This window comes from Providencia sp. PROV202, from assembly GCF_028479565.1.
Lineage (GTDB): Bacteria > Pseudomonadota > Gammaproteobacteria > Enterobacterales > Enterobacteriaceae > Providencia > Providencia zhijiangensis.
This window is the reverse complement of record NZ_JAMPNV010000024.1, coordinates 23,400-49,135: the sequence shown is the minus strand read 5'-3', so window position 1 is coordinate 49,135 and position 25,736 is coordinate 23,400. Positions and strand designations below refer to the sequence as shown.

General features: G+C 45.2%; 21 protein-coding genes, 1 tRNA gene and 2 pseudogenes. 13 read left to right on the top strand and 11 right to left on the bottom strand.

From position 1 onward, the window contains the following. Nucleotides 1-40 precede the first annotated feature (40 nt). The gene (argF, locus tag PR799_RS17140; RefSeq protein ID WP_154628796.1) at nt 41-1,066 is read right to left on the bottom strand and encodes an ornithine carbamoyltransferase; all 1,026 of its coding nucleotides are present in this window, start codon (nt 1,064-1,066) and stop codon (nt 41-43) included. Nucleotides 1,067-1,228: 162 nt separating this feature from the next. Here argF and rraB point away from each other — a divergent pair, with 162 nt between their 5' ends. Continuing rightward, nucleotides 1,229-1,651 carry a ribonuclease E inhibitor RraB gene (gene rraB / locus PR799_RS17135; RefSeq protein ID WP_272523012.1) on the top strand — a complete coding sequence of 141 codons (423 nt, stop codon included), beginning with the start codon at nt 1,229-1,231 and terminating at the stop codon, nt 1,649-1,651. Between the two features lie 133 nt (nt 1,652-1,784). Here rraB and PR799_RS17130 read toward each other — a convergent pair whose 3' ends face one another. The 4 genes from PR799_RS17130 to pepA form a co-directional block, all read right to left on the bottom strand. Next, entirely contained in the window at nt 1,785-2,288 is a 504-nt protein-coding gene (locus PR799_RS17130; protein ID WP_154628795.1) for a GNAT family N-acetyltransferase, read from the bottom strand. Nucleotides 2,289-2,452: 164 nt separating this feature from the next. Next, nucleotides 2,453-5,323 carry a valine--tRNA ligase gene (locus tag PR799_RS17125; RefSeq protein ID WP_195848266.1) on the bottom strand — a complete coding sequence of 957 codons (2,871 nt, stop codon included), beginning with the start codon at nt 5,321-5,323 and terminating at the stop codon, nt 2,453-2,455. Nucleotides 5,324-5,361: 38 nt separating this feature from the next. Further along, entirely contained in the window at nt 5,362-5,811 is a 450-nt protein-coding gene (locus PR799_RS17120) for a DNA polymerase III subunit chi (RefSeq protein ID WP_154628793.1), read from the bottom strand. A gap of 492 nt (nt 5,812-6,303) precedes the next feature. Then, entirely contained in the window at nt 6,304-7,815 is a 1,512-nt protein-coding gene (gene pepA, locus PR799_RS17115) for a leucyl aminopeptidase (protein WP_272523009.1), read from the bottom strand. A 276-nt stretch (nt 7,816-8,091) separates the two neighbouring features. On the opposite strand from pepA, the gene lptF reads away from it, so the two are divergent. Together lptF and lptG are read left to right on the top strand one after the other, a co-directional pair. Then, nucleotides 8,092-9,189, top strand: a complete 1,098-nt coding sequence (lptF, locus tag PR799_RS17110) for an LPS export ABC transporter permease LptF (RefSeq protein ID WP_272523006.1) — start codon at nt 8,092-8,094, stop codon at nt 9,187-9,189. Continuing rightward, nucleotides 9,189-10,265 carry an LPS export ABC transporter permease LptG gene (gene lptG / locus PR799_RS17105; protein ID WP_154628791.1) on the top strand — a complete coding sequence of 359 codons (1,077 nt, stop codon included), beginning with the start codon at nt 9,189-9,191 and terminating at the stop codon, nt 10,263-10,265. The genes lptF and lptG overlap by 1 nt, the downstream gene beginning before the upstream one ends. Nucleotides 10,266-10,358: 93 nt before the next feature. Here lptG and PR799_RS17100 read toward each other — a convergent pair whose 3' ends face one another. Together PR799_RS17100 and ampH are read right to left on the bottom strand one after the other, a co-directional pair. Next, the gene (locus PR799_RS17100; RefSeq protein WP_272523004.1) at nt 10,359-10,859 is read right to left on the bottom strand and encodes a hypothetical protein; all 501 of its coding nucleotides are present in this window, start codon (nt 10,857-10,859) and stop codon (nt 10,359-10,361) included. Nucleotides 10,860-11,080: 221 nt separating this feature from the next. Beyond that, on the bottom strand, nt 11,081-12,307 hold the full coding sequence (gene ampH, locus PR799_RS17095; RefSeq protein WP_272523002.1) for a D-alanyl-D-alanine-carboxypeptidase/endopeptidase AmpH: 1,227 nt from the start codon (nt 12,305-12,307) through the stop codon (nt 11,081-11,083). 419 nt (nt 12,308-12,726) lie between these two features. Here ampH and PR799_RS17090 point away from each other — a divergent pair. Both PR799_RS17090 and PR799_RS17085 read left to right on the top strand, forming a co-directional pair. Then, nucleotides 12,727-12,811, top strand: a tRNA-Leu gene (locus PR799_RS17090). 163 nt (nt 12,812-12,974) lie between these two features. Further along, a pseudogene (locus PR799_RS17085) lies at nt 12,975-13,561 on the top strand (tyrosine-type recombinase/integrase); the annotation flags it as partial. Here the strand turns inward: PR799_RS17085 and PR799_RS17080 are convergent. The 3 genes and pseudogenes from PR799_RS17080 to PR799_RS17070 form a co-directional block, all read right to left on the bottom strand. Then, a pseudogene (locus PR799_RS17080) lies at nt 13,560-13,727 on the bottom strand (PAAR domain-containing protein); the annotation flags it as partial. The pseudogenes PR799_RS17085 and PR799_RS17080 overlap by 2 nt on opposite strands. A 98-nt stretch (nt 13,728-13,825) precedes the next feature. Continuing rightward, nucleotides 13,826-14,227 (bottom strand): (deoxy)nucleoside triphosphate pyrophosphohydrolase, encoded by a 402-nt coding sequence (locus PR799_RS17075; protein WP_272523000.1) that lies wholly within the window; start codon nt 14,225-14,227, stop codon nt 13,826-13,828. Continuing rightward, nucleotides 14,224-15,060, bottom strand: coding sequence for an HNH endonuclease (locus PR799_RS17070; RefSeq protein WP_272522998.1), 837 nt, complete (start codon nt 15,058-15,060; stop codon nt 14,224-14,226). The genes PR799_RS17075 and PR799_RS17070 overlap by 4 nt, the downstream gene beginning before the upstream one ends. A 449-nt stretch (nt 15,061-15,509) precedes the next feature. Between PR799_RS17070 and PR799_RS17670 the strand changes: the two genes are divergently transcribed. Together PR799_RS17670 and PR799_RS17065 are read left to right on the top strand one after the other, a co-directional pair. Further along, a complete protein-coding gene (locus PR799_RS17670; RefSeq protein WP_442959928.1) occupies nt 15,510-15,806 on the top strand; it encodes an ankyrin repeat domain-containing protein in 297 nt (98 codons plus the stop codon). Further along, nucleotides 15,803-16,015, top strand: a complete 213-nt coding sequence (locus PR799_RS17065) for a hypothetical protein (RefSeq protein ID WP_272522996.1) — start codon at nt 15,803-15,805, stop codon at nt 16,013-16,015. The genes PR799_RS17670 and PR799_RS17065 overlap by 4 nt, the downstream gene beginning before the upstream one ends. A gap of 330 nt (nt 16,016-16,345) precedes the next feature. Here PR799_RS17065 and PR799_RS17060 read toward each other — a convergent pair whose 3' ends face one another. Beyond that, on the bottom strand, nt 16,346-17,749 hold the full coding sequence (locus tag PR799_RS17060; RefSeq protein ID WP_181480341.1) for a cytochrome c peroxidase: 1,404 nt from the start codon (nt 17,747-17,749) through the stop codon (nt 16,346-16,348). A gap of 688 nt (nt 17,750-18,437) precedes the next feature. Between PR799_RS17060 and PR799_RS17055 the strand changes: the two genes are divergently transcribed. The 6 genes from PR799_RS17055 to PR799_RS17030 are packed head-to-tail and all read left to right on the top strand — an operon-like array spanning nt 18,438 to nt 25,736. Further along, complete coding sequence (locus tag PR799_RS17055; RefSeq protein ID WP_272522994.1) at nt 18,438-19,055, top strand: 4Fe-4S dicluster domain-containing protein; 618 nt, start codon at nt 18,438-18,440, stop codon at nt 19,053-19,055. Then, nucleotides 19,055-21,070: a hydrogenase 4 subunit B gene (gene hyfB / locus PR799_RS17050; protein WP_272522993.1), complete on the top strand. Its 2,016-nt coding sequence runs from the start codon at nt 19,055-19,057 to the stop codon at nt 21,068-21,070. The genes PR799_RS17055 and hyfB overlap by 1 nt, the downstream gene beginning before the upstream one ends. A gap of 11 nt (nt 21,071-21,081) precedes the next feature. Continuing rightward, nucleotides 21,082-22,032: a respiratory chain complex I subunit 1 family protein gene (locus PR799_RS17045; RefSeq protein WP_154626567.1), complete on the top strand. Its 951-nt coding sequence runs from the start codon at nt 21,082-21,084 to the stop codon at nt 22,030-22,032. 13 nt (nt 22,033-22,045) lie between these two features. Next, nucleotides 22,046-23,488, top strand: coding sequence for a hydrogenase 4 subunit D (locus tag PR799_RS17040; RefSeq protein WP_036949173.1), 1,443 nt, complete (start codon nt 22,046-22,048; stop codon nt 23,486-23,488). Between the two features lie 12 nt (nt 23,489-23,500). Continuing rightward, a complete protein-coding gene (gene hyfE / locus PR799_RS17035; protein ID WP_006658444.1) occupies nt 23,501-24,151 on the top strand; it encodes a hydrogenase 4 membrane subunit in 651 nt (216 codons plus the stop codon). Between the two features lie 4 nt (nt 24,152-24,155). Further along, entirely contained in the window at nt 24,156-25,736 is a 1,581-nt protein-coding gene (locus tag PR799_RS17030; protein WP_272522989.1) for a hydrogenase 4 subunit F, read from the top strand.

Genomic DNA, 25,736 nt, shown 5'->3' with positions numbered 1-25,736 from the left:
ACTGATCAAGTAGGGGCGCCTGCCTACTTGGTCGGTAGATTTAGAATATATTTATCGGTAATTCAGGCGCAATTGTCGCTACCATCACTGCTTTAATGGTATGCAGGCGGTTTTCCGCTTGGTCGAAGACGATGCTGTAAGGGGATTCAAACACCTCTTCCGTCACTTCCAGTCCACCATAAAGATTAAACTCTTTGGCAAGCTGAGCGCCTAATGTCGTGTCTTCATTATGAAATGCCGGCAGGCAGTGTAAGAATTTCACGTCTGGGTTACCCGTCAGTTTGATCACGTCCATATTCACTTGGTACGGTTTCATTAAAGCAATGCGTTGCGCCCAGACTTCTTTAGGTTCTCCCATCGAAACCCACACATCGGTATACAGAAAATCTGCGTCTTTAACGCCTTCTGCCACGTTTTCCGTCAGAATGATTTTTCCGCCAGTGGTTTTAGCGATTTTCTGGCACTCTGTAACTAATTCAGCCTCTGGCCAGCAGCTTTTTGGTGCCACTAAACGCAGCTCCATGCCTGTTAATGCCGCTGCTTCTAACATTGAGTTTCCCATGTTATTGCGTGCATCCCCGAGGTAGGCGAACTTGATGTCAGAAAGCGGTGTATTCGGTTTATGTTCTTGGATGGTGAGTAGGTCGGCTAATAACTGTGTGGGATGGAATTCGTTAGTTAATCCATTCCAGACAGGCACTCCCGCATGCTGAGCTAATGTTTCGACGGTGCTTTGTGCATAACCCCGATATTGCACGCCATCGTACATCCGACCCAATACTCTGGCGGTGTCTTTCATGGTCTCCTTGTGCCCGATTTGGCTACCGGATGGCCCAAGATAGGTAACTCTTGCCCCTTGGTCGAAAGCGCCGACTTCAAATGCGCAGCGCGTCCGTGTGGAATCTTTCTCGAAGATCAGCGCAAAATTCTTACCGGCTAATAAAGGTGGCTCAGTACCAGATTTTTTGGCTGATTTTAGCCAAGTGGAGAGTTTTAATAATGCATGAATATCGTTAGAGGTAAAATCTAGTAATCTTAAAAAATGCTTTCCATATAGGGGATTCATAAATTACAGCCTTTTATAATTGAATTAATATTCAATTTATATTCATAAAAATTCAAAATCAACCCCTCATGCAAAAGAAATTATCTTATTAGGTATGGTTTCACCTTCGACCCTATGGGAGAATGAGCCGGAGACTAATACCACGGAACAAGGGGTGTGGAGATGGTAGATAAAGCTGAATTTGATGCGCAGTACGAAGAAACTCGCCTGATCATTGAAGAGTTACTGGAAGATGGAAGTGATCCTGATGCACTGTACGCGATTGAGCATCACTTCTCTGCGGACAATTTTGAATTGTTAGAAAAAGCGGCTGTTGAAGCATTCAAACTGGGTTATGAAGTGACTGATGCGGAAGAACTGGAAATTGAAACCGGTGAAACCCTGATGTGTTGCGATGTGATCAGCGAAAGTGCCTTAAATGCAGAACTGATCGACGCGCAAGTTGAGCAGTTAATGAAGTTAGCAGAAAAAATCGGTGTGAACTACGATGGTTGGGGCACCTATTTTGAAGATCCAGACGCAGAATACGATGATGAAGAGGGCGACGACGAAGGGGACGATGAGTCCGAAAATCGCGTTCACTAATTGATCCTTCAAATTTCAATACACGGTAATACCGCTGGATTGAAAGATAAGAAAGCACTGATTGAGAATATCGTCAGTGCTTTTTTGTTTTTATATCAGTCTGCTAGCTCTTGCATCACATAATTAATGAGCATTACAGGGCTTTTAGCATACGAATTTCGCAGTCACTATGACCTGTATTGCCTAATGGCTCGTCGATAAAATCGAAACCCAGCTTTTCATACAATTTAATAGCGGCTTGTAGCTCTTTGGTGGTTTCTAAGTAACAGCGGGTATAGCCTTGCTGCTTAGCGAATTCCAAAGACATTAAGACGATTTGCTTGGCTAAACCTTTTCCGCGCAGCACAGAAGAGAGATACATTTTCTGTAATTCAGCGGTGTGTTCATCACCACCGGCGACTTGTGAAATGCCGCCACCGCCAACCACTTTACCGTCCATTTCCACCACCCAATATGCGCTGCGTGGCTTGCTATACACGTCATACAGCGTGTCTAAAATAGGATCCGCAACTGCGAAACCTTTATCTGCGGTTAGCCCATGTTCAGCGGAAACCTCACGAATAACAGCGGCGATCCCTGGGTTATCTTGAGGTTGAATTAAACGAACTTGAACGGTTGAGGTTGTGTTTGTTGTCATAAGAATATCTCTTTCTATTTGTATTATTTATATTTTTAATTGCACTATTTACTGGTGCAATATTTATGATATTGAGTATCTTCCTAGGCTTTTCAATACTCAGAATACAAAAAAGCCCTAACTCATCGGCGACGAGTCAGGGCTAGAGATTTAAAGCGTAATGATTATAAAGAGGCGATAGTCACTTTTTGCGCTTCAATCTTCGCTTTCGCTTCGATATTTTCCGCTAAACGCGCGCGCTCTTTCTCAACCACGGCAGCAGGGGCACGGCTTACAAAGCCTTCGTTTGCCAGCTTGCTTTCAATGGTATCAATTTCTTTTACCACTTTTTCCAGCTCTTTATCTAAACGAGCTAGCTCAGCGTCTTTATCAACCAGACCTGCCATTGGGATCAGTACTTCAGCGCCTGCGACTAATTTAGTCACAGAAACTGGGGCTTCTTCGCCTTCAGCCAGCACGCGAATGCTTGCTAAGCGCGCCATTGAACGAAGGAAGTTTTCGTTCTCAGTCACACGGCGAGCCACATCCGCAGAGGTGCTACGCAGCATCACATCCAATGGTTTACCCGGCGCGATATTCATTTCTGCACGAATATTACGGACAGCAACAATGGTCTCTTTGATCCACTCTAAATCGCTCAGTGCCAGCTCATCCACTTTCGCGGCATCGAACTCTGGGAACGCTTGCAGCATGATGGTGTCAGCTTCAATCCCTTTCACCACTTTCACGCGCTGCCAGATGGTTTCGGTAATAAATGGAATGATTGGGTGAGCCAGACGCAGTAAGCCTTCTAGTACTTCAATCAGGGTGAAACGCGCCGCACGAACTTGGGCTTCATTACCTTTATGAACCGCAGGTTTAGACAGCTCTAAGTACCAGTCACAGAATTCATTCCAGGTGAAATCATACAGAATACCCGCTGCGATATCGTAACGGTGAGTATCTAACGCTTCACGGTACGCTTTCACGGTTTGGTTGAACTGCGCCATGATCCAGCGATCAGCCAATGAGAAGCTCATTTCGCCGCCGTTTTGACCGCAATCTTGACCTTCGGTGTTCATCAGAACGAAGCGGCTCGCATTCCATAATTTATTACAGAAGTTACGGTAACCGGACAGACGCTTCATATCCCAGTTGATATCGCGACCCGTTGATGCCAGTGCCGCTAAGGTAAAGCGCAGGGCATCAGTACCGTGTGCTTCAATGCCGTCTGGATACTCTTTACGAGTACGCTTAGCAATTTTCTCAGCCAGTTGTGGCTGCATCATGTTGCCAGTACGTTTTTCCAGTAAGGCTTCCAATGAAATACCGTCGATCATATCCAGTGGGTCGATAACGTTCCCTTTGGATTTAGACATTTTCTGACCTTCTTCATCGCGGATCAGACCTGTCATGTACACGGTTTTAAACGGAACTTGAGGTTCGCCATTTTCATCTTTGATGAAATGCATGGTCATCATGATCATACGGGCAATCCAGAAGAAAATAATATCGAAGCCACTGACTAATACATCCGTTGGATGGAAAGTTTTCAGTGCATCGGTATTTTCTGGCCAGCCTAAGGTTGAGAATGTCCACAGACCGGAAGAGAACCATGTATCTAATACGTCGTCATCTTGGCGCAGTGCTACATCGGCACCTAAGTTGTTTTCGCGGCGAACTTCGTCTTCATCACGACCCACGTAAACATTGCCTTTGTCGTCATACCAAGCTGGAATACGGTGACCCCACCATAATTGACGAGAAATACACCAGTCTTGGATATCACGCATCCAAGAGAAATACATGTTTTCGTATTGGCGCGGAACGAATTGAATGCGACCATCTTCAACGGCTTTGATAGCGTCTTTCGCTAAAGGCGCGGTACGCACGTACCATTGGTCAGTCAGCATTGGCTCGATAACTACGCCGCCACGGTCACCGTAAGGTACGGTTAAATCGTGAGGTTTGACTTCAACCAGTAAACCTAATTGTTCAAATTCAGCGACGATAGCTTTACGTGCTGCGAAACGCTCCATGCCACGGTAGGCTTCTGGAATTTCGCTGCTGTAATCGGTGCAAGGGTTGCCGTTAGTGTCGAACACTTCCGCTTCGTTACGAACGTTACCATCTAAGTCCATCATGTTGATCATGGTCAGTTGGTGACGTTTACCCACTTCGTAGTCGTTGAAGTCATGGGCTGGGGTAATTTTCACACAGCCGGTACCTTTTTCCATATCGGCGTGTTCATCACCTACGATTGGAATACGGCGATTGATGATTGGCAGGATAATTTCTTTGCCAATTAAATCCTTATAACGTGGATCTTCAGGGTTAACGGCCACACCGGTATCACCCAGCATGGTTTCTGGGCGCGTGGTCGCAACCACTAAATAGTCTTTCCCTTCAGCAGTTTTCGCGCCGTCAGCCAGCGGATAACGCAGGTGCCACATAGAACCTTTAACTTCGCGGTTTTCAACTTCCAGATCAGAAATTGCGGTGTGCAGTTTCGGATCCCAGTTAACCAGACGCTTGCCGCGATAGATTAAGTTTTCTTTGTACATACGAACGAAAGCTTCTTTAACGGCTTTAGATAAGCCTTCGTCCATGGTGAAGCGCTCGCGATCCCAGTCAACAGAGTCACCTAAACGGCGCATTTGTTGAGAGATAGTGCCGCCAGATTCCGCTTTCCATTCCCAGATTTTGTCGATGAACGCATCACGACCGTAGTCATGGCGGTTTTTACCTTCTTCAGCCGCAATTTTACGCTCAACCACCATTTGAGTTGCGATACCCGCGTGGTCAGTACCCGTCTGCCATAGGGTGTTTTTCCCTTGCATACGCTGGTAACGGATCATGGTATCCATAATGGTTTGTTGGAAGGCGTGACCCATGTGCAGGCTACCTGTGACGTTCGGCGGTGGGATCACGACGCAGAAACTGTCTTTTGAAGTATCACCGTTCGGACGGAAGTAACCGTTTTTTTCCCAGTGGGTATACAGGGACTGTTCGATTTCCGCTGGGTTATAAGTTTTGTCGAGGGATGGCTCGATCATTGCGTTGTCTGGTTTCTTTTCCATTTTTATCTTTGTGTTCAGTAAGTTGGCGGCGTCGCCATGGTCAAATTGAAGCCGACGCTCCGGTAAGTTTTATACCGGTCACGCGCCAACTGTTTTAAAGTTTCATCGATAGGCACGAAGTCTATCACTTCATGGAAAGCCGTTGCAAAATCTGCGAATTGGCTTTGTAAATTAATCAGGATATCGCGAGGTGTATTGCCGCGTTTATTTGGCCAACAAATTTCGATCGGCGAACCATAACGAGGGCCTTCCCCCGCCAAATTGTGGGGTACAAACTGGTGAGGATCCCGTTGCCAAAGCGCCTCATCCATTTTTTCAGCTTGCAACTGATCCTCGCAGGCAATCAGAATGCGTTTTCCGTTGCGCCACGCTTGTGCAGCAAGTTCACAAGCGAGCCATTCGTGGGCTTCGTATTCCGCTTGTGGGGAGGGCTGTTGGAGTTGGTAAAACGTACCTTTTTTCATATACCCGTCTGTACCCGTCATACTTCAATTTGTAGGGGTGTTGGCTGCGCTCTCTCGCCTCGGTCACATACTTATGTATGCTCCCAAGGTCTCAATTACTTGCCGCCTACCTACAAACTGAATTATCTAGGGTCTACCCGTTATACTTCAATTTGTAGGGGTGTTGGCTGCGCTCTTTCGCCTCGGTCACATACTTATGTATGCTCCCAAGGTCTCAATTACTTGCCGCCTACCTACAAACTGAATTATCTAGGGTATATCGCGAGTTGCTACCCATCAATTTGCAGGAGTGTTGGTTGTATTCTTTCGCTGACCTAAAGCAAGATTAAATCTGCGCTGAATTATACTCGTTTTTACCACAGCCTCAAAATGGAGTGGTAAGTGTGACCTAACTGCTTGTTGCTTAAAAACAATATCCCGAATCGCAGAACCTGCTCATCGGGATATTATAATTACAACTTAATCAATGGCGATTTTTAATCGTAATCGAAATTACTCGTCACCATTTAAACCAGCGCGGTTCAGTAAGAACTGAGCTAACATAGAAACCGGACGACCGGTTGCTCCTTTAGCTTTGCCTGAACGCCATGCAGTACCGGCGATGTCCAAGTGTGCCCAGTTATATTTACCCGTAAAGCGTGCTAAGAAGCAGCCTGCGGTAATTGCACCACCCGGACGACCACCTGTGTTTGCTAAATCAGCAAAGTTAGAGCTGATTTGTTCATAGTATTCGTCAGCTAACGGTAAGCGCCAAGCACGGTCGCCAGCTTGCTCAGAAGCATTTAACAGCTCGTGAGCCAGTGGGTTATGGTTAGACATCAACCCAGTGTAGTGGCTACCTAAGGCAATCACACATGCGCCTGTTAATGTGGCGATATCGATAACCAGTTCAGGCTCGAAACGCTCAACGTAAGTCAGGGTATCACACAGAACTAAACGACCTTCCGCATCCGTATTCAGCACTTCAACAGTTTGGCCAGACATGGTGGTTAGGACGTCACCTGGACGATATGCGTGTCCACCCGGCATGTTTTCACAGCCAGCCAGTACACCGACGACGTTAATTGGCAGTTGCAGCTCAGTAATAAAGCGCATGACGCCGTAAACGGTCGCCGCACCGCACATGTCGTATTTCATTTCATCCATGCCATCAGCGGGTTTGATGGAAATACCGCCTGAGTCGAAGGTTAAACCTTTACCGACGAGGACAATTGGCTTGCACTCTGGATCTGGATTGCCTTTGTACTCCATGATGGACATCAGAGATTCATTTTGAGAACCTTGACCCACCGCTAAGTACGCATTCATGCCCAGCTCTTTCATTTGCTCTTCGCCGATTACGCGAGTGGTCAGTTTGCTGTCAGAAATGTCTGCCAGTTGACGAGCTTGTGATGCTAAATAGCCAGCGTTACAGATATTTGGCGGCATATTCCCCAAGTCTTTAGCCGCTTTAACGCCAGAGGCGATAGCTAAACCGTGGGCGATAGCACGTTCACCGCTAGTGAGTTCACGGCGTGTTGGTACATTGAAGACCAGTTTACGCAGTGGACGGCGGTGTTCAGTTTTGTTGCTTTTCAGCTGGTCGAAGACATACAGGGATTCTTTCGCTGTTTCAACTGCTTGGCGAACTTTCCAGTAGTTATTGCGACCTTTTACATGTAACTCAGTCAAGAAACAAACGGCTTCCATTGAGCCAGTCTCATTCAGAGTACTGATCGTTTTCTGAATGATTTGTTTAAATTGACGCTCATCGAGTTCACGTTCTTTACCGCAACCGATCAGTAAAATACGCTCAGATAGAACGTTAGGCACATGATGCAGCAGCAAGGATTGACCTACTTTACCTTCAAGCTCACCGCGGCGCAGCAGGGCGCTGATATATCCGTCACTAATTTTGTCCAGCTGTTCAGCGATAGGGGACAGACGGCGTGGTTCAAAGACTCCGACAACGATACAAGCACTACGTTGTTTTTCCGGGCTACCACTTTTTACACTAAACTCCATGCGTTCTCCTGAATCTTAAAGACAAAGGTCGATGCTCCAGTTAAAATTAGCCTTTCGCATGATCTGGCTTATAGAGAATGAACTCTTTGTGTTAAATTGAGCAAATACCTAGTTTCGCTTATATTAAGCATATTCCGATATAGCACTTAGTATAGATAATGCTTTTATATCATTCTAGCCAAACAATAAACCAGAGTATATTTTAGTAAATGGCTGTCATAGAACGAACTTAGCCATTTTCATCCCAAAAGACAAGTTTTCACAGGCGTAATAAGCGTGATCATTATTCGATATTTGGTTCGGGAAACCCTGAAAAGCCAGCTGGCGATACTTTTTGTCCTGCTGCTTATCTTTTTTAGTCAAAAGTCCATCGACATCTTAGGTGCCGCTGTTCAGGGGAATATTCCTTCGAATTTAGTTCTTCCATTATTAGGATTAGGTGTGCCGGAGATGGCGCAACTTATCTTACCTTTAAGCCTATTTCTTGGGCTACTGATGACTTACAGCAAATTGTACACAGAAAGCGAAATTACTGTGATGCATGCCTGCGGTCTGGGTAAAAGTGTGCTTGTGAAAGCGGCGCTGATACTTGCTGCATTAACCGCCTTAGTCGCTGTTGCCAATATTACTTGGATGTTGCCTTGGTCATCTCAGTATCAAGAGCAAGTGTTGGCGGATGCAAAAGCCAACCCCGGTTTAGCGGCGATGGTGGAAGGGCAGTTTAAAACCACCAAAGATGGCAACTTTGTGTTGTACATCGGTGAAGTCAAAGGCAATGATTTTAAAAATGTTTTCTTAGCTCAGCTGCGTACTGCCAATGAGCAGCGTCCTTCCGTTGTGGTTGCGGATAGCGGTTATATGAAAGAAGACGAATATGGCCGCCAGATGGTGGTGCTAGACCAAGGTACTCGCTACGAAGGCACGGCAATGCTGCGAGATTTCCGCATCACCGACTTCGTGAATTACCAAGCCGTTGTTGACCATAAAGCCACGGATGTCAGTACGGATAAAGTGGAACAAAAAACCATGATGCAGCTGTGGAATGAAAGTAATCCTGAGGTCAATGCTGAATTCCACTGGCGTCTAACCATTGTATTCTCTGTGGTCGTGATGGCGTTGATGGTAGTGCCGCTGAGTGAAGTGAACCCTCGTCAAGGGCGCGTGCTCAGCATGATCCCAGCCATGCTGCTGTACCTGATTTTCTTCTTATTACAAAGTACATTACGTAATAGCGCGGATAAGGGGGATGTCGACCCTAAATATGCAATGTGGGCGGTTAACTTCGGTTACTTGTTGTTAGCAGTAATACTGAATTTATGGGATACCGTACCAATGCGCAAAATGCGTGCTAAGTTGACCAGAGGGGTTGCCTGATGTTTGGTGTTTTAGATAGGTATATCGGCCGAACCATCCTCAATTCGATTTTGATGACGCTGTTTTTGTTGGTTTCCCTTTCAGGGATTATCAAATTTGTCGAGCAGCTTCGCAAAGTGGGTGACGGTGATTACACGGCGATGAGCGCAGGGGTTTTCACCTTATTAACCGTTCCCAAAGATATCGATATTTTCTTCCCAATGGCGGCATTATTGGGCGCATTGTTGGGATTAGGCGCGTTAGCTTCCCGCAGTGAACTGGTGGTAATGCAAGCGTCGGGTTTTACCCGTTTGCAAATTGCGATGTCGGTGATGAAAACAGCGATTCCATTGGTTATCGTGACGATGATCATGGGAGAGTGGATTGCACCTGCGGGCGAGCAGTGGGCGCGTAACTACCGTGCAGAAAAAATTGTTGGTAGCTCTTTGGTGGTGACGGATTCAGGTATGTGGGCGAAAGATGCTCATGACTTTATCTATATACAACGTATTAAAGATGCTAGCACCATCCAAGATGTTTCTATTTATCGCTTCGATGATCATCGCAAATTAGAGTCAGTGATGTTTGCCGCTCGCGGAACTTATGATGCAGATAAAAAACTGTGGGTGTTATCTCAAGTTCAAGAATCTATCTTGGGTAGCCAGCAAAAAATTACCGGTTCACAGCGTTTAACCTATGACTGGAAAACCAATCTAACACCGGAAAAATTAGGGATTGTTTCCCTGAATGCGGATTCTCTTTCAATTCGCGGTCTGTATCAGTACATCACTTATTTGAAAGAAAGCGGGCAAGTCGCTTCGGTTTATCAGCTGAGTATGTGGCAAAAAATCCTAGCGCCACTTTCTGCGGCAGTCATGATGTTGATGGCGGTTTCCTTTATCTTCGGACCTCTGCGTACGGTGCCGATGGGCGTGCGTGTGATTTCAGGGATTGTGGGCGGCTTCTTGTTCTACATCTTAAACCAAGGCTTTGGTAACTGGAGTTTGGTCTATTCCATTCCGCCAGTGCTTGCGGCTGCGCTGCCGAGTGTCTTGTTCTTGGGTGTGAGTATCTTCTTGTTAGTTAAACGAAAATAGTCCATTCCCTTTAAATTGAAAAAAGGCTGTAGAATCGAATGATTTTACAGCCTTTTTTATTGTCGACGGCAAGTCTTCATATCAAGACCATACTCACTTTATGCTGAGGATAAAATTACCGAAATTACTCAGCATCGATTGAATTTTTCCTTGTGGCTTAAATAATACTTGCTGGATCCTTTTTTGTTCCGTCTGAGAGGTATATTCACCGATAATGCCAATCACGTTTTTTCCACTTTTGTTGGCAATCTGTTGTGCATAAGAGAAAGAACCGCCATTTGCACTGTATGATTTTCTAATCCTGTAAGTATTTCTCCAGGTTTCTTGGATGAATGATTGCTTTGCTTCGTTCCTGGTATCTGCTAATAGTTTTTTATACTCAGCGGTTGCTTCAATGTCCGGATCATCCGCTTTCTCATTAACCAGTCTTAAAAGATCTATTTCGACATAGTCTGGTTCTTCAGGCGGTGGAAAGGCTTTTTGATGATTAAATACATTTCTGAGTTGCTGTACTAATTCAGAAACAGTGTTCGTTCCTGATTTTACGGAGCTGGGACGTAATATGTTATGAGCGGAAAGCGGGATAATTTTCATCTTAGTTCCTTTGTCAATAATGAGTGATAAGGCCTAAGAGTAGCGAAAGGTCATACTAAAATATTGCATAAAAAGCAACCGCCTATCAAAAATAGCGACGAGTAACAAACTGCCTGAAGGGCTCAGGCAGTTGTCACGATAAATGTCAGTAGGCGCACAAATCCGCGTTTTAGGGTAGGGGTATAACTCGCCAGTGCATTAATCGCGTCGGCGGTACCCTTTCAATTTTTCCCATACGCATGGTTAGACGATAACGAAGCAACCATATCATTCACACCGGCGGTTAACTTACTGAACTTACTACCCTCTTTACGGGTCATCACCACGAATACCGCAATATTTTGCTGTGGGATCATCGCCATATAGGTATTAAATCCACCGCCGCCGCCAGTTTTCTGGTAGATCCCCGGGATACCGTTTTTAGGCTTCATATAAACCCAGCCAAGACCTAGACCATCAGCATAACCTGCCACGTCCATCCCTTTGGCATCTAACAGCTTTTCACGCGGGAAGAAAATACCCTGCTCGCGGGCTGCAGTCGCTTTACGTAGGTTATTATCCGTGGATAAAAACTGCTGCATCCACTTTTGCATATCTGCAGGCGTGGAATACACACCGCCGCTTCCTGCTGCCGCAAGGGTATTATGGCAAGGGCTTGGTTTGGTGCCTTCCATCAATCGGGCGCACTGACCTTTACTTGGGGTATAGGTGGTATCCGTCATTTTTGCCGGAGATGTCACGTATTTGCTGAACAATTGCGGGTATGACTGACCTGTCGCTTTGACCATCGCATCGGCGAGTAAATCATAGGCGAGGTTGGAATAAGCCGCTTCAGTGCCCGGTGTAAAGTCGAGCTTACCGGTTTTCAGCCATGTCCAACGGTTCTCTTGGGTTGGCCAGATAAAGACAGGGCGACCCCATTTTCCACCCGGCTGTTCGCGAGGTAAGCCACTGGTATGGCTCGCTAAATGATACAGTCGGATAGGTTGCCCGCTATTGTTATCAGGCACGGTAACACCGTTGTAACTGTATTGCTGTAGCGGGTCGGTGATCGCTAGTTTTTTATCTTGCTCCAGCTTAATTAAGATTTCGCTGGTCATTAATTTGCTAACAGAAGCGATACGGATCAGGGAGTTAGGGCCCGGTTTTTGTCTGCTACCCGGCGCAGTTTCCCCATAATAGCGGGATAAGGTTTGGTTATTATCAATAACAATAATCGCCATGCCACGGGCATCGCTTTCGTTATAAATGCGGTTCGCATACATATCGACAATTTTGGTGACTCGTTCGTAAGTTCGTCTATCACCTTCGAATATTTGCCACTCGGAGTTACCTGCAAGCATGCCATTTGGTGAGCTTTGCGAGTTTTTTTCTGTCGTTGAGGAACAGGCCATCAATGCCGCAGAGAGTGCGGATACCGACAAAATTTTAAGAAACGTTTTCTTCATGTTTGAAGCCAGCCGATATGATTGTTTATAAAAGGCTTTTCAGCCAATATTTATTTTTTCTTTGAGAAAATTTTCATGACGACACCAATTAAGATGCCAATAACCAGACCAGTGGCTATCCATCCAACAAAGCCCATAAAATATGCCTTTATAATTTTACATAAGAGTGCGGATAAACTAACAAAAATTATGCTTTGTCGCCAGTCACCCAAGGGTTAAGACAATGAAAATGCTCTTAGGAAAATTAGCATAGATATTCAAATGTTGTTGAACATAACAGGGGATATTGCGCTTTTTATGGAAAGATTTTTTCAGGTGCTTTTTTTTTAATCGAACAATCTGATTGTTCAAGATAAATGTTGCCAGTCGGCATCAGGCAAGTATAATGGCACCGTTTTCCAAGAAACACATCACTTCGTGCCGGAGTGGCGGAATTGGTAGACGCAGTTGATTCAAAATCAACCGCCTTCGGGTGTGCCGGTTCGAGTCCGGCCTTCGGCACCAAAAATCAGACGCTTAGAGCGTCTTTTTTTATGTCTGAAATACTAGCTTTGTCATCCTTCTTCGCGTTTTAACGTTGCTAATTCAACTAACATCAAGTACCTACTGTTGGTATATGTGTTGGTATATGTGTTGGTATATGTGTTGGTATCTCTAAGATTTTAATACATTCGAGAAAGTTGCTCGCGATTGGCATGCAACCAATAAGAAGTGGTCTGAAGGGCATAGCCATCGAGTATTAAAAAGTCTTGAAGACAATATCTTTGCGGCTATCGGTAAACGCAATATTGCCGAACTGAAAACTCGGGATCTACGTGAACCCATTAAAGCTTAAACACCTACCTGAGTTCTTACAACGTATCGATGATTATAAGGGCAGATCTTTAACTAAACTTGCAGTCAAATTTACCTAGTTAGTCTTCATTCGTTCCAGTGAACTGCGTTTCGCTCGTTGGGATGAAATCAACTTTGACAATGCCATGTGGACGATCCCCACAGAACGCGAAGCGATAGAAGGGGTTAAGCACTCACATCGCGGATCAAAAATGCGTACTACCCATTTAGTTCCTTTAAGTAGACAAGCCATTGAGATCTTAAAACATATCTATCAATTTAGCGGTAACCATGAGCTGATCTTTATCGGCGGTCATACCCCTAGAAAATCGATATCCTAGAAAATCGATGAGTGAAAACACAGTGAATAACTCATTACGAGTGATGGGCTATGACACTAAGAAGGAAGTGTGTGGGCACTAACGCCACCCAGTATGTTGTAAGTCCCAGAATGCTTTCCACAGGTAACCAGATCGCCCTGACGTGTAGCAGACCTTCCATGAAATATAAAAGTATTATCTCCTGTTAAAATCTGACCACCACATGTTGTTTTATCGCCAACTCGCAAAAAATAGCCTATTGCCATATTTATCACCATTCCTTTGGTTAACTTAAGTTAAATGTGATTGTTAGTTATCAATAGAAAGTTAACAAGCTATTTTTTATAATCCGGAATAAATACACTCAAAATGTTGTTAAGAGTTTTTCTACCGCAGGAATATCGGCAGATGCCCAATCTACGGTTCTTAATTTTTCTTTAGAAAGCCAAAGAGAATTAATATGTTCTGTCAGTTCTACCGCTCTATTGGGTAATTCAATTACAAAGCAATGCATTGTGATATCAAAGTCAGGATAGTTATGTTCGATAGTTAATAAAAACTTTGGGTCGGTAACTGTAATTTTTAACTCTTCATTTAGTTCTCGAATAATTGCAGCGGCAAGTGTTTCACCTGCTTCTACTTTGCCTCCAGGAAATTCCCATTTATGGCTTATATAATCTAACTTCGAGAAGCCCCTTTGCACGGCTAGAAACTTATCTTCATTTTTCAGCACAGCAGCGACGACTTCAATATGCTTCCTGATCATTGGTTGTTCGCTTCTAATAATTCTTTACTTCGGTTTTTTAGAGTCTCAATATCTTCTTCATTATTAACTATATGCATTTTCTTGTGGCAGTTAGGGCATAAGGCTACAGTATTTTCACAGGTATCATCACCACCTTTGGAAAGCCAAATAATATGATGTGTTTCCAGATAAGGCTCACCTTTGGTATTTTTAAACGGTGCGGGTTGAAGGCAAAGCTGACATTGTCCTTTTGCTAACCTTTTAGCCAACTCAGCGACCCAAATATTTCTTTCATAATTTGTGGATTTTTGTTGATAACAAGTCGCTACTTTTCCACTTCCAGCTGCTAATTCTTGAAGTTCCTCGATAGATAATTTTTTTGCTTTACGAGCTCTAATATTATCTATGTTGTCTCTATCTTTTTGCTGAATTTGTCGTTCACCCGAAATTAGCGTTAACGGGAATATATATACTTTTCTGAGCGTTCCTTGTTCATCAGTTTGTGTTTCTGGATACGGAGTACCACCAAGAATCACTTCACCCATATAGGTATATTCTTGGTCTTTGAATACTTCGAAAAGATGAACAGTAACCCCGTTACTTTTTGATTCTGCTAAGGTTTTGTTTTGTTGAAAGCTTAGGCTTTGATCGCCTTTAGTACCCATGCCGGTATAATGAAGTACATTGCCGGACCATCGGTCATCGTAGATAGATTTGATGTGGTTTGAGATAATAATTAAAGTATTTGTTTTGTGTGCACGACGCATACCGCCTTGGGGGCTACATCCAAATGTTTCACATAGCTCAGTGTTGTTAAGTTTTGTACCTATTTTTAGATCATTATATTTGTACACAATATTTTTCTACTCCATTCTTAGCATATTCAGCGTTAACAAACCTTGAATAATTACTAGCTCAATTAATTGTCATACTTTACAGGCGATAATTGATCATTGGAATATGTGTATGTTTAATTTTGCAGAATATCTTAATGTCTTGGGGGGCATGTTCACATGTTTTTTGATATCTGATGTTAGTTATGTTGACTCTCGATGTTCACATTGAATTTTTATAAAGAATTTTTAAGTGGGTGCTGAAGTTTATTAACTAAATAAAGAGTTTAATTGAGTTAAGAATAGATTGTTAAATGAGCTAATATTATAAAAAATCGTGATTCATCTTTTTCAGCTGGTCATATGAAAACTAAATTCTTTTCTAATTTATAAAATATTTTCATAGTTCCAAAATATTTTTCGTCATTGTATCTGACTAGCTCCAAGCTTATCCTTTAATATTTGCCTAAATGTCACGGAGGATTGAAAGCTTGCTAATTTGTTCACGCGTTCAATTTTGCAAATATGAGAATATCTCAAGCATTGAGTCAATGATTGCAGATGTGTTTGATATAGATGCGGAGGATACGCAGGGTATTACAGGGTTAATAGTTGCCGCAGCAGAAAATAGACCCGATGTGGTAAAACTTCGGTTAAAACACAAAGCAGACACGAATATCAAATCGAAATTAGGAGTATCAGCACTCATGTTTGCGAGCGCTCGTGGTAGTGATATAGAGATAGTACAAGGACTAATAGTGATGTGAATTTATCCATTACTGGAAAAGAAACGCTACTTATGACCGCAGTTTCTCAGGGGGAACAAATTAGCGAAGCGTATTTACCTATCATTGAATTACGTAAAACAGGCAGTGATGAACAGAGCGAGAGTCAATTTGAGCAAATATTATCCGCCATAATAGATCACAAAGATAGGTTTGGTATGGGTAAAAGGTATGCCAAGGTAAGGTGCTAAGGACTCGGTAGCATGGCCTTCTCTTTAGGCGAGACGAGATTCGAACAAACTGAAAAAGTATTTTTGGGAAAAAATCTGCAGTGTAAGTTTGATTATAATCGATTTAACTGTATTGAAGTTATCAACCCCTAAATAAGATTTATGGCTAGTGCGATAAACACTAGCCATTGATTTATCTACAAAATATTTATTCTTTCTTCAGTATCTAGATTGCCATTTTGGCTATGGCGAAACAGTAATATCATGCAAATATGTAATAGTAATTAGCCACTACATAATGCATTTTAATAAATACTCTGATTGCATGGTGCTATGCAACTCAATCAATCATTATTGTGCTTCGTTCTGTGAGACATACGGCGTGTAAACACCCGTTAAGCTCTTCAGAAAGGCGACAATATCGTCGACATCTTTTTGTGGTAACTCTTTACCCACTTGATAACGCAACATTTGTTTGACTGCTTCATCTAAGGTTGCCACATCACCACGGTGAAAATACGGTGCGGTTAACTCAACATTGCGCAGAGTTGGGACTTTTTGGCGCAGTTTATCGCGTTCTTCAGAGGTGACATTCATACGTCCGATGTCTTGTGCGGTAACTTCACCGAATTCATAGTCTTTCTTCAAACCTAACGGCTCGAAAGAACGACCACCGAGGATCACGCCGCCATGGCAAGTTGCACATTTATTCTCTTTAAATAATTGATAACCATGCTGCTGTTGCGCTGTGAGTGCAGCACTATCGCCGCGTAACCAATTATCGAATGGTGAATCTGGGGTGATTAAGGTTTTTTCGAATTCTGCGATGGCATCAGTAATGCTGTCGCCTGTAAACCCTTCAGGGTAAACCGCATTGAAATCCTGTTTTAATACCGGGTCTTTATCCAGTTTTACAATGATTTCATCCCATGATTTGGATGCCATTTCGATTGGATTTAATGGCGGACCGCCTGCTTGTGCTTGTAAGTCAGGGGCTCGACCATCCCAGAATTGCTCGACGTTAAACACAGAGTTGAATACGGTGGGTGCGTTGATTGGGCCAACGGCACCACCAACACCGATGGAGGTTTTACGACCATCAACCCCACCAGCATTTAGCGCGTGGCAGTGAGCACAAGAGATGGTACTGTCCCCAGATAAGCGAGCGTCATGGTACAGGCGAAAGCCTAACGCCACTTTCTTATCATCCACTTCCAGTGATTTTGGAATTGGTTGGATTGGTTCATTGCGGTGCTCTACCGCAGTGTCCTCGGTGGCATAATGCTCTGCGCGCTGCTTCGCAATCCAACCGAGTAATTTATCGCGTTCTTCGTCACTCACACTACTTGCCCAGTGCAGTGCGACATAGCGTGTTGGTGGCATGGTGTGATTCTGCATCACCCACTCAATTTTATTTAATTCGCTCTGAGGAACTGGTTCTCCAGCAATTAACGCAGCGCGAGCGGCTTCAAGGTTAAAGGACTTATAACCCAGTTGAATATCATACTCCATCAGTTGTTTAGCAATTGGAAATGAGGCATAAGCAGGTAAGTCAGTTGACGGCGTGTGACAGTAATCGCATCCTTTTTCGGCAAAGAATTGGAGGACTTGATTATTTTCTGCAATTTTAGATGTCTGAATGTCACTATTTTGTCTTCGTTGATTATCGTGGTACCACACATATCCAGATAACCCAAAATAACCGAGTAAAAGCAAAAATATGGTAGCGACCGTAATGCGAGTAAATTTTTTCATTACACTATCCTTGGAAGATTGCGGTCAAATATAATTAAATATTTTTAGTTAATATAATTCTATGGACGGGCTATTATGGTTAAATAAAGCACAATGGTTTTTGATTTTTATCAATGATAGCCATCGATTTAATCGATTGCTGAAATAAGATTTGCCTATTAATAAGAGTGAAATTTATTTTTATCGTTTTTTTGTTTTCATAATTATATGATTTTATTTGGTTGTTTTTATTTTTTACTTGAAATTATCATTTGTTAATGATTGGTCAGTAATGATGATTTTGCCGTTAATTAAAATAAATTTAGAAAATTTCTATATAAGTTAAGTAAATGTTTATGTTTATTGAAAAATAAATGCATTTTTAAAATAGAAAAAATAAACAAAGCGTAAATTAAAAATAATAATGTAAAAGTAGCGAATTATTTTTATTTTATTACCGCGAAACTTATTAAAAATAATTCAGTTAGTAATTCCCCTTTGAAATTCATTTCTTCTGAAAATATTTTGTGATGTAGATTCGTGTCGATAATGGCTATTTGCCGCCCTAATTTATCGTCATTAGTGTCGATTTTTCCATGTGATTAAATTAACCATTTGATAAATAACAAAAATAATCATGGCATGAAATATGCTAATACAACTCCATCAATATTAATAATTCGATCGATTTGATTGGAGGGGAAAGCGAATGAATCGCTTTGTAATTGCAGACCCACAACTGTGTATCGGATGTAATACCTGCATGGCAGCGTGCTCAGAAACGCATAAAGCCCAAGGATTACAAACACATCCGCGACTAAAGGTGGTCAAAGTTGGCGAGCTCACCGCACCGATGCTCTGTCGTCAATGTGACGATGCCCCGTGTGCGCGCGTGTGTCCGGTCAATGCCATCACCCACGAAAATGGCATGATTGTGCTGAACGAAAGCCTGTGTATCGGGTGCAAACTGTGCGGACTGGTTTGCCCATTTGGGGCTATCACGCCATCAGGTAGCAAACCGGTGGATATGCCTGATTTCTTTGAACAATATGTTCCAAAAGAGAGGTTATTAGATGTGCCAGATAGCCTCCCAACCATGAATCCCTTCCTTGCATGGAACGCGGGAATTCGCAATGTCGCCGTGAAGTGTGACCTGTGTGATTTCAGTGACGAAGGGCCAGCTTGCGTCAAAGTCTGCCCAACCGATGCCCTCCATCTGGTGGAAGAACACCAACTCGAAAACGAAAGTGCCAAACGCCGCAGCGCATCTGTCGATGCCATGCCGCCAGAGTTCGACATTTTTGTTGCTGATCGGGAGAACCCATAATGACACCTCTTCAGTTACTTTTATGGTCGGTGATTTTCTACGCGGTGGGTGGCTTTGTTTCGTTGCTCTTTAAACGCCAAGAAAAGCTCGCTATTTATGTCGCGGGAATTTCAGCCATGATAGGCGGTGTGCTGGGCTTATGCAGCTCTATTCCTGTGTTAATGAGTGGCGAAGTACTCACTTACCTATCGCAAGGCCCATTTCCGTTTGCCAACTTTGCCGTCCGATTAGATAGCCTCGCCGCCTTTATGGTGATGGTGATTTCGCTGCTGGTGACTGTCAGTGCCCTCTATTCCTTAAACTATGTTCAGGAATATTGCGGTCGTGGTGCGTGGAGCATGGGATTCTTCCTGAACCTGTTTATCGCTTCCATGGTCGCCTTGGTCGTGATGGATAACGCCTTCTACTTCATCATCCTGTTTGAAATGATGTCACTGGCCTCTTGGTTCTTAGTCATTGCCGACCAAGATGATAAATCCATCCGCGCGGGTCTGCTGTACTTCTTTATAGCCCACGCCGGTTCGATTTTAATTATGATCGCCTTCTTCTTAATGTGGCGTGAAAGTGGAAGCTTAGATTTCGACTCCTTCCGCCAGCTCTCGCTCTCACCGGCGATGGCATCGGTGGTGTTTTTATTGGGATTTTTTGGCTTTGGTGCCAAAGCAGGGATGCTCCCATTGCACAGCTGGTTACCGCAAGCTCACCCCGCAGCACCGTCTCACGCATCAGCATTAATGTCCGGCGTCATGGTAAAAATCGGTATCTTTGGGATCATCAAAGTAGGTATCGACTTACTCGGTGCCACTCAAGGCTGGTGGGGCATTGTGGTGCTGGCATTCGGTGCAGTCTCCTCGGCTCTCGGGGTTATGTATGCACTGGCTGAGCACGACATTAAACGTTTACTCGCATGGCACACCGTCGAAAATATCGGGATCATTCTGATGGGTGTGGGTGTGGCGATGGTTGGCATGGCAAACAATATGCCTGTGCTGGCAACTATCGGTCTGCTCGGTGCGATTTACCACTTACTTAACCACGCCGTATTTAAAGGCTTACTGTTCCTCGGCGCGGGCGCCGTGATTTACCGTGTGCATACCCGTGATATGGAAAAAATGGGGGGCTTGGCGAAGTTAATGCCACTCACCGCAACCGCGTTTTTAATCGGCTGTATGGCGATTTCCGCACTGCCACCACTCAACGGCTTTGTGAGTGAGTGGTACACCTACCAATCTCTGTTCTCTATGAGCCACGAAGGCACTTTCATTATGCGCATCAGCGGCCCAATCGCCATTGTGATGTTAGCCATCACCGGGGCATTGGCGGCAATGTGTTTTGTGAAAGTGTATGGTGTCAGTTTTTGCGGTGGTGCTCGCAGTGAGCAAGCGACGCATGCTCGCGAAGTGCCATGGACAATGACAGCCGCGATGTTGATTTTAGCGGCTATCTGCGTGATTTTAGGGGTAGGTGCGACCTATATCGCTCCCGTCTTAGCCAACGTGGCGATGTCCCTGACTCACGCCACCGATATCACTGTGGCACAAGGGGCGATGCTAGTTCCAAACAGCGCGTCTCAAGCGATGATCTCTCCAGCTATGACGCTGCTCCTGTTGCTCGCACTGCCTATCATTCCATTGATTATCTACATGGTATTTAAAGGCAAACAGCTCGAAGCGCGCCGTAAAGGGGATGCTTGGGCGTGTGGTTATGCATGGGAAAAAGAGATGTCCGTGTCCGCGGGAGGCTTTACTCAGCCGCTGCGTTCTATGTTTGCACCGCTGTATCGCCTGCGTACTCAGCTCGACCCTTCAGTGCGTTTAGCGCAAACCTTAGAAGTGACGAAAGAGGGGGCAGGGAAGGTGGAACCGTTCTGGGATGAGAAAATTATCTACCCATTGGTTCGCGTGATTAACCGAATAGCAAAACGCATGCAATGCCTGCAAGGCGGGGACTTCAGGCTCTATTGCCTGTATGTGGTCGCGGCCTTGATCGTGCTGCTTGTTGTGATTGCGGCGTAAGGAGAGAAACCATGTCGATTCAAGAAACACCCACATTGATGACAGGGATCTTCGCCGTCGTTCAAGCCGTAGTTTTACTGCTGCTGACACCGCTGTTCACAGGGATCTCCCGTCAAATTCGCGCCAAAATGCATTCCCGCCAAGGCCCTGGTATTTGGCAGGACTACCGAGATATTATCAAGCTACTGACACGTCAATCTGTCGCGCCGCGTGATTCTGGCATTATCTTTCGCATCATGCCGTATGTGCTGCTGGGCAGCATGTTACTGCTAGCGATGGCGTTGCCAGTGGTCACTAACACATCGCTGTTTAGTGGTGCGGCAGACATCATTATCGTGCTGTATATCTTTGCGTTATTCCGCTTTTTCTTCTCACTTTCCGGTCTCGATACTGGCAGCCCATTTGCGGGTATCGGTGCGAGCCGTGAACTGACACTTGGCGTACTGGTGGAACCGACGTTATTCCTCGGTTTGTTGGTGGTGGCGCTGATTGCGGGCTCCACTAATATTGGCACTATCAGCGCCACCATGAGTGAAGGTTGGGTGTCACCAACCGCCACTTTATTAGCGCTGTTAGCCTGCGGTTTTGCGACATTTATTGAGATGGGCAAAATTCCATTCGACGTGGCGGAAGCGGAGCAAGAGCTGCAAGAAGGTCCATTAACCGAATACTCCGGTTCAGGATTCGCGATGGTGAAATTGGGCATTGGCCTGAAACAAGTGGTCGTTGCGGTTCTGTTTCTGTCGATTTTCTTCCCATTTGGTAATGCCAGTGTCTTTACCGTTGGCAGTGTGCTGTTAGCGATGGGATTACTGCTAGTGAAATTATTGGTGATTTTCGTGCTGGCGTCGCTGGTCGAAAACAGTCTGGCTCGTGGTCGTTTCTTATTAACGCACCATGTGACTTGGTTAGGATTCGGTGTTGCGGCACTCGGATTCGTCTTCTACCTCACCGGTCTATAAGGAGCGACGAAGCATGTTAGAAAATATTGCACTAGCAACCTTGATAATCCCGTTCATCGGGGCGTTGCTGGTCAGTGTGCTACCCACCCGTCTAGCGCCGTGGCTAAGTACCTTAGTGGCGTTGCTGGCGTCTTTGGGAACGGCAGCATTAGGCTGGCTCTATTTAGACGGTGGCAAGGTCGCCACTACGCTGGAGTTAATCCAGACAGGTGATGTGGCGTTATTCGGTTTTACCGTGGATGGCGTGAGCACGCTGATTGCGTTTGCGGTGGTATTCCTCGGCTTCTTGATTTGCCTCTATTCAACGGGGTATCTCACTGAAGGAAACCGTGAACACGCTCATGGGCCAACTCGCCGTTATTACGCTTTCTTGCTGATCTTTATCGGTGCGATGGCAGGGGTTGTGCTCTCTTCCACTATCTTAGGGCAATTGGTGTTCTTCGAAATTACCGGTGGATGTTCTTGGGCGCTCATTGGTTACTACCAAACTGAAAAATCGCAGCGCTCGGCAATGAAGGCGTTATTGATCACCCATGTGGGTTCACTCGGCTTATACATGGCGGCAGCAACATTATTTATTAGCACAGGAACGTTCGCACTGAGTGCCATCGACCGTCTAAGTGAATCGCAAAGCTTGATTGTGTTTGGTGGCATTTTGTTTGCCGCATGGGGTAAATCAGCGCAGTTACCACTGCAAGCCTGGCTTCCCGATGCGATGGAAGCCCCAACTCCAGTTAGTGCTTACTTACACGCCGCCTCAATGGTGAAAGTGGGTGTGTATATCTTTGCCCGTGGCTTGATGTCTTCCACTCATGTGCCAGAAATTATTGGTTGGGTGGGCGTTGTGATGGCGGTCATCACATTGGTGTATGGATTTATGATGTACCTGCCGCAAAAAGACATGAAACGTCTGCTGGCATGGTCAACCATCACGCAGTTAGCGTATATCTTCCTCGCTTTATCCTTATCCGTTTTCGGTTCCAAAGAAGCCTTCGATGGTGGTATCGCGTATATCTTCAACCACGCATTTGCGAAAAGCCTGTTCTTCTTAGTGGCGGGCGCGCTGAGTTACAGCTGCGGTACCCGTATGCTGCCGCGCTTACGTGGTTTGGCAAAACGCTATCCATTACTCGGTGTGGGCTTCTGTGTGGCGGCACTGGCTATTGCGGGTGTTCCACCACTTAATGGTTTCTTCAGTAAATTCCCTATCTTTGCAGCGGGCTTCGCGCTGTCTGAACAGTTCTGGGTGTTAACGCCAATTATGGTGTTGGTATTGATTGAATCTGTCGCGAGCTTTGCATGGTTGCTGTACTGGTTCGGCAAAGTGGTTCCGGGGGAACCTAGCGAAGAAGTGGCAAACGGCAGCGCAGTTCCTTGGGCAATGCAGTGGGTTATCGGCTTACTGATCGTAATGTCCTTCTGTTCTAGTGTTATTGCCGTCATCTGGCTCGGTTAAGGGAGAGAAAGCATGACTGGTTCAATGATTGTGAATAATTTAGCAGGGCTGATGATGATCACGTCGCTGCTGGTGATCGGCGCGAAAAAGCCGGTGGTCTCTTGTTGGTTCTATGCGTTGCAGTCGCTGGTGTTAGTCGCGATTTTCGGCACGTTATCTTACACCCTCAACGCCCCTGAATTGGCAATGTGGGCAGGTACCGCATTCGCTACCAAAGTGGTTTTAGTGCCGCTGATTATGGGCTACGCCTTCCGAAAATTGTCCGACCCAACCGCTAACGGCGGGGTGATTAGCCCAGCTTGGTTGATGTTAGCGGCAGCGGTGATTGTGGTGCTGTGCTGGTTTGTGGTCGAGCCAATTAAACTGCCTTTGGCGGCGGATTTAAAACCCGCTTTAGCGGTTTCTCTTGGGCACTTTATGTTGGGGCTGCTGTGCATTGTTACGCAGCGCAATATTCTCAAGCAAGCCTTTGGTTACTGCCTAATGGAAAACGGCTCCCATCTGACCCTCGCGTTACTGGCGTATAAAGCCCCTGAGTTAGTGGAGATTGGTATCGCCACAGACGCCATTTTTGCGGTGATCATTATGGCGGTATTGGCTCGTAAAATTTATCGCACGCTCAACACACTGAACGTGGATCAACTGACCGCGCTGAAGGGGTGATGAGATGAGTCAAACAATGTTATTAACCTTATTGATGGCAACCCCGCTGGTGATTTCACTGCTGGCGTTTGCCTGCCGCTTATTGGGTAACGGAGCAAAAATCCCTGTCACGGTGATCCATGCTATTGGGATCACGGCATTGCTGGTGTTATCGCTCTGGATGGTTGGCACGATAGATAAAGTCGGTGATTTGCTGATGGCAGGTCACTGGATCCACCTTGATAGCCTCGCCGGGTTATTCCTCGCTATCTTAGGGATCGTCGGCTTCCTGACTGGCTTGTACTCCATCGGTTATATGAACCATGAAGTGCATGAAGGGGAAATTAGTGTTGGAACCTTATGTAACTATTACGGTTTTTTCCACTTATTTCTGTTCACTATGTTGCTGGTGATCACCAGTAATAACCTAATTTTAATGTGGGCAGCGGTCGAAGCGACCACATTGAGCTCAGCGTTTTTAGTGGGCATTTACGGTCAGCGTTCTTCACTGGAAGCAGCATGGAAATACATCATTATCTGTAGCGTAGGTGTGGCGTTTGGTCTGTTTGGTACTATTTTAGTGTATGCCAATGCGGTGAACGTCATGCCGGATCCTGAAATGGCTATCTTCTGGACGGAAGTCTTGAAATATACCGACCTCCTAGATCCAACCTTGATGCATCTTGCCTTTGTCTTTGTGTTAATCGGTTTTGGTACCAAAACCGGTCTGTTCCCAATGCACGCCTGGTTACCGGATGCGCACAGTGAGGCGCCAAGCCCAACGTCAGCGTTGCTGTCTGCGGTGCTGCTGAACTGCGCACTGCTGATTATCATCCGTTACTACATCATCGTCACGTCATCCATTGGTGGTGAATTTACTCAAACCTTACTGCTGGTGTTCGGGTTAATGTCCGTGGCGGTGGCGGCGTTCTTTATCTTGGTTCAAAAAGATATGAAGCGTTTGCTGGCCTACTCCAGTGTGGAAAACATGGGGCTGATCGCGGTGGCATTAGGTATCGGCGGGCCTCTAGGTGTGCTGGCTGCGCTGCTGCATACCTTAAACCACAGTTTGGGTAAAACCTTGCTGTTCTGCGGTTCCGGTAACGTGTTACTGAAATATGGCACTCGCGATATTACGGTAGTAAAAGGTTTACTGCGCACCATGCCATTTACCGCGGTGGTGTTTGCGGGGGGCGCATTAGCACTGGGTGGTATGCCGCCATTCAACGTCTTTTTAAGTGAATTTATGATTGTGGTGGCGGGGCTGGTCGCTAACCATTTCTGGTTAACCTTGCTGGTGCTGATCTTGATTACGGTAGTGCTGGGCGGGTTGATCCGCATGATCTCCAAAACCTTATTTGGCGAGCAACCAGAGTGCGTAGCGCGTGGCGAGCTGGGCATTTTAACCACATTACCAATGGCGATTTTGATTGTACTGATGCTGGTGATGGGAACGTATATTCCTCAACCTGTCAGTCGCTTACTGGAAAATGCCGCGACAATCGTGCTCAAAGATAGTGCGACAGCCGACCACCAAATTACCACCTTAAATTACCAATGGCCGTGGGGTGCAAGCACCTCCGAACCTTCATCGCAGGAGAAATAA

What these genes read in the sequence shown, in the direction of transcription:
- lptG (WP_154628791.1), top strand. Translation starts at nt 9,189, where the DNA reads ATGTTTGGTGTTTTAGATAGGTATATCGGCCGAACCATCCTCAATTCG.
- PR799_RS17125 (WP_195848266.1), bottom strand. Translation starts at nt 5,323, where the DNA reads ATGATCGAGCCATCCCTCGACAAAACTTATAACCCAGCGGAAATCGAA.
- PR799_RS17045 (WP_154626567.1), top strand. Translation starts at nt 21,082, where the DNA reads ATGTCGATTCAAGAAACACCCACATTGATGACAGGGATCTTCGCCGTC.
- rraB (WP_272523012.1), top strand. Translation starts at nt 1,229, where the DNA reads ATGGTAGATAAAGCTGAATTTGATGCGCAGTACGAAGAAACTCGCCTG.
- hyfB (WP_272522993.1), top strand. Translation starts at nt 19,055, where the DNA reads ATGACACCTCTTCAGTTACTTTTATGGTCGGTGATTTTCTACGCGGTG.
- PR799_RS17055 (WP_272522994.1), top strand. Translation starts at nt 18,438, where the DNA reads ATGAATCGCTTTGTAATTGCAGACCCACAACTGTGTATCGGATGTAAT.
- PR799_RS17130 (WP_154628795.1), bottom strand. Translation starts at nt 2,288, where the DNA reads ATGACAACAAACACAACCTCAACCGTTCAAGTTCGTTTAATTCAACCT.
- argF (WP_154628796.1), bottom strand. Translation starts at nt 1,066, where the DNA reads ATGAATCCCCTATATGGAAAGCATTTTTTAAGATTACTAGATTTTACC.
- PR799_RS17670 (WP_442959928.1), top strand. Translation starts at nt 15,510, where the DNA reads ATGTCACGGAGGATTGAAAGCTTGCTAATTTGTTCACGCGTTCAATTT.
- PR799_RS17040 (WP_036949173.1), top strand. Translation starts at nt 22,046, where the DNA reads ATGTTAGAAAATATTGCACTAGCAACCTTGATAATCCCGTTCATCGGG.
- ampH (WP_272523002.1), bottom strand. Translation starts at nt 12,307, where the DNA reads ATGAAGAAAACGTTTCTTAAAATTTTGTCGGTATCCGCACTCTCTGCG.
- PR799_RS17100 (WP_272523004.1), bottom strand. Translation starts at nt 10,859, where the DNA reads ATGAAAATTATCCCGCTTTCCGCTCATAACATATTACGTCCCAGCTCC.
- hyfE (WP_006658444.1), top strand. Translation starts at nt 23,501, where the DNA reads ATGACTGGTTCAATGATTGTGAATAATTTAGCAGGGCTGATGATGATC.
- PR799_RS17060 (WP_181480341.1), bottom strand. Translation starts at nt 17,749, where the DNA reads ATGAAAAAATTTACTCGCATTACGGTCGCTACCATATTTTTGCTTTTA.
- PR799_RS17075 (WP_272523000.1), bottom strand. Translation starts at nt 14,227, where the DNA reads ATGATCAGGAAGCATATTGAAGTCGTCGCTGCTGTGCTGAAAAATGAA.
- pepA (WP_272523009.1), bottom strand. Translation starts at nt 7,815, where the DNA reads ATGGAGTTTAGTGTAAAAAGTGGTAGCCCGGAAAAACAACGTAGTGCT.
- PR799_RS17030 (WP_272522989.1), top strand. Translation starts at nt 24,156, where the DNA reads ATGAGTCAAACAATGTTATTAACCTTATTGATGGCAACCCCGCTGGTG.
- PR799_RS17120 (WP_154628793.1), bottom strand. Translation starts at nt 5,811, where the DNA reads ATGAAAAAAGGTACGTTTTACCAACTCCAACAGCCCTCCCCACAAGCG.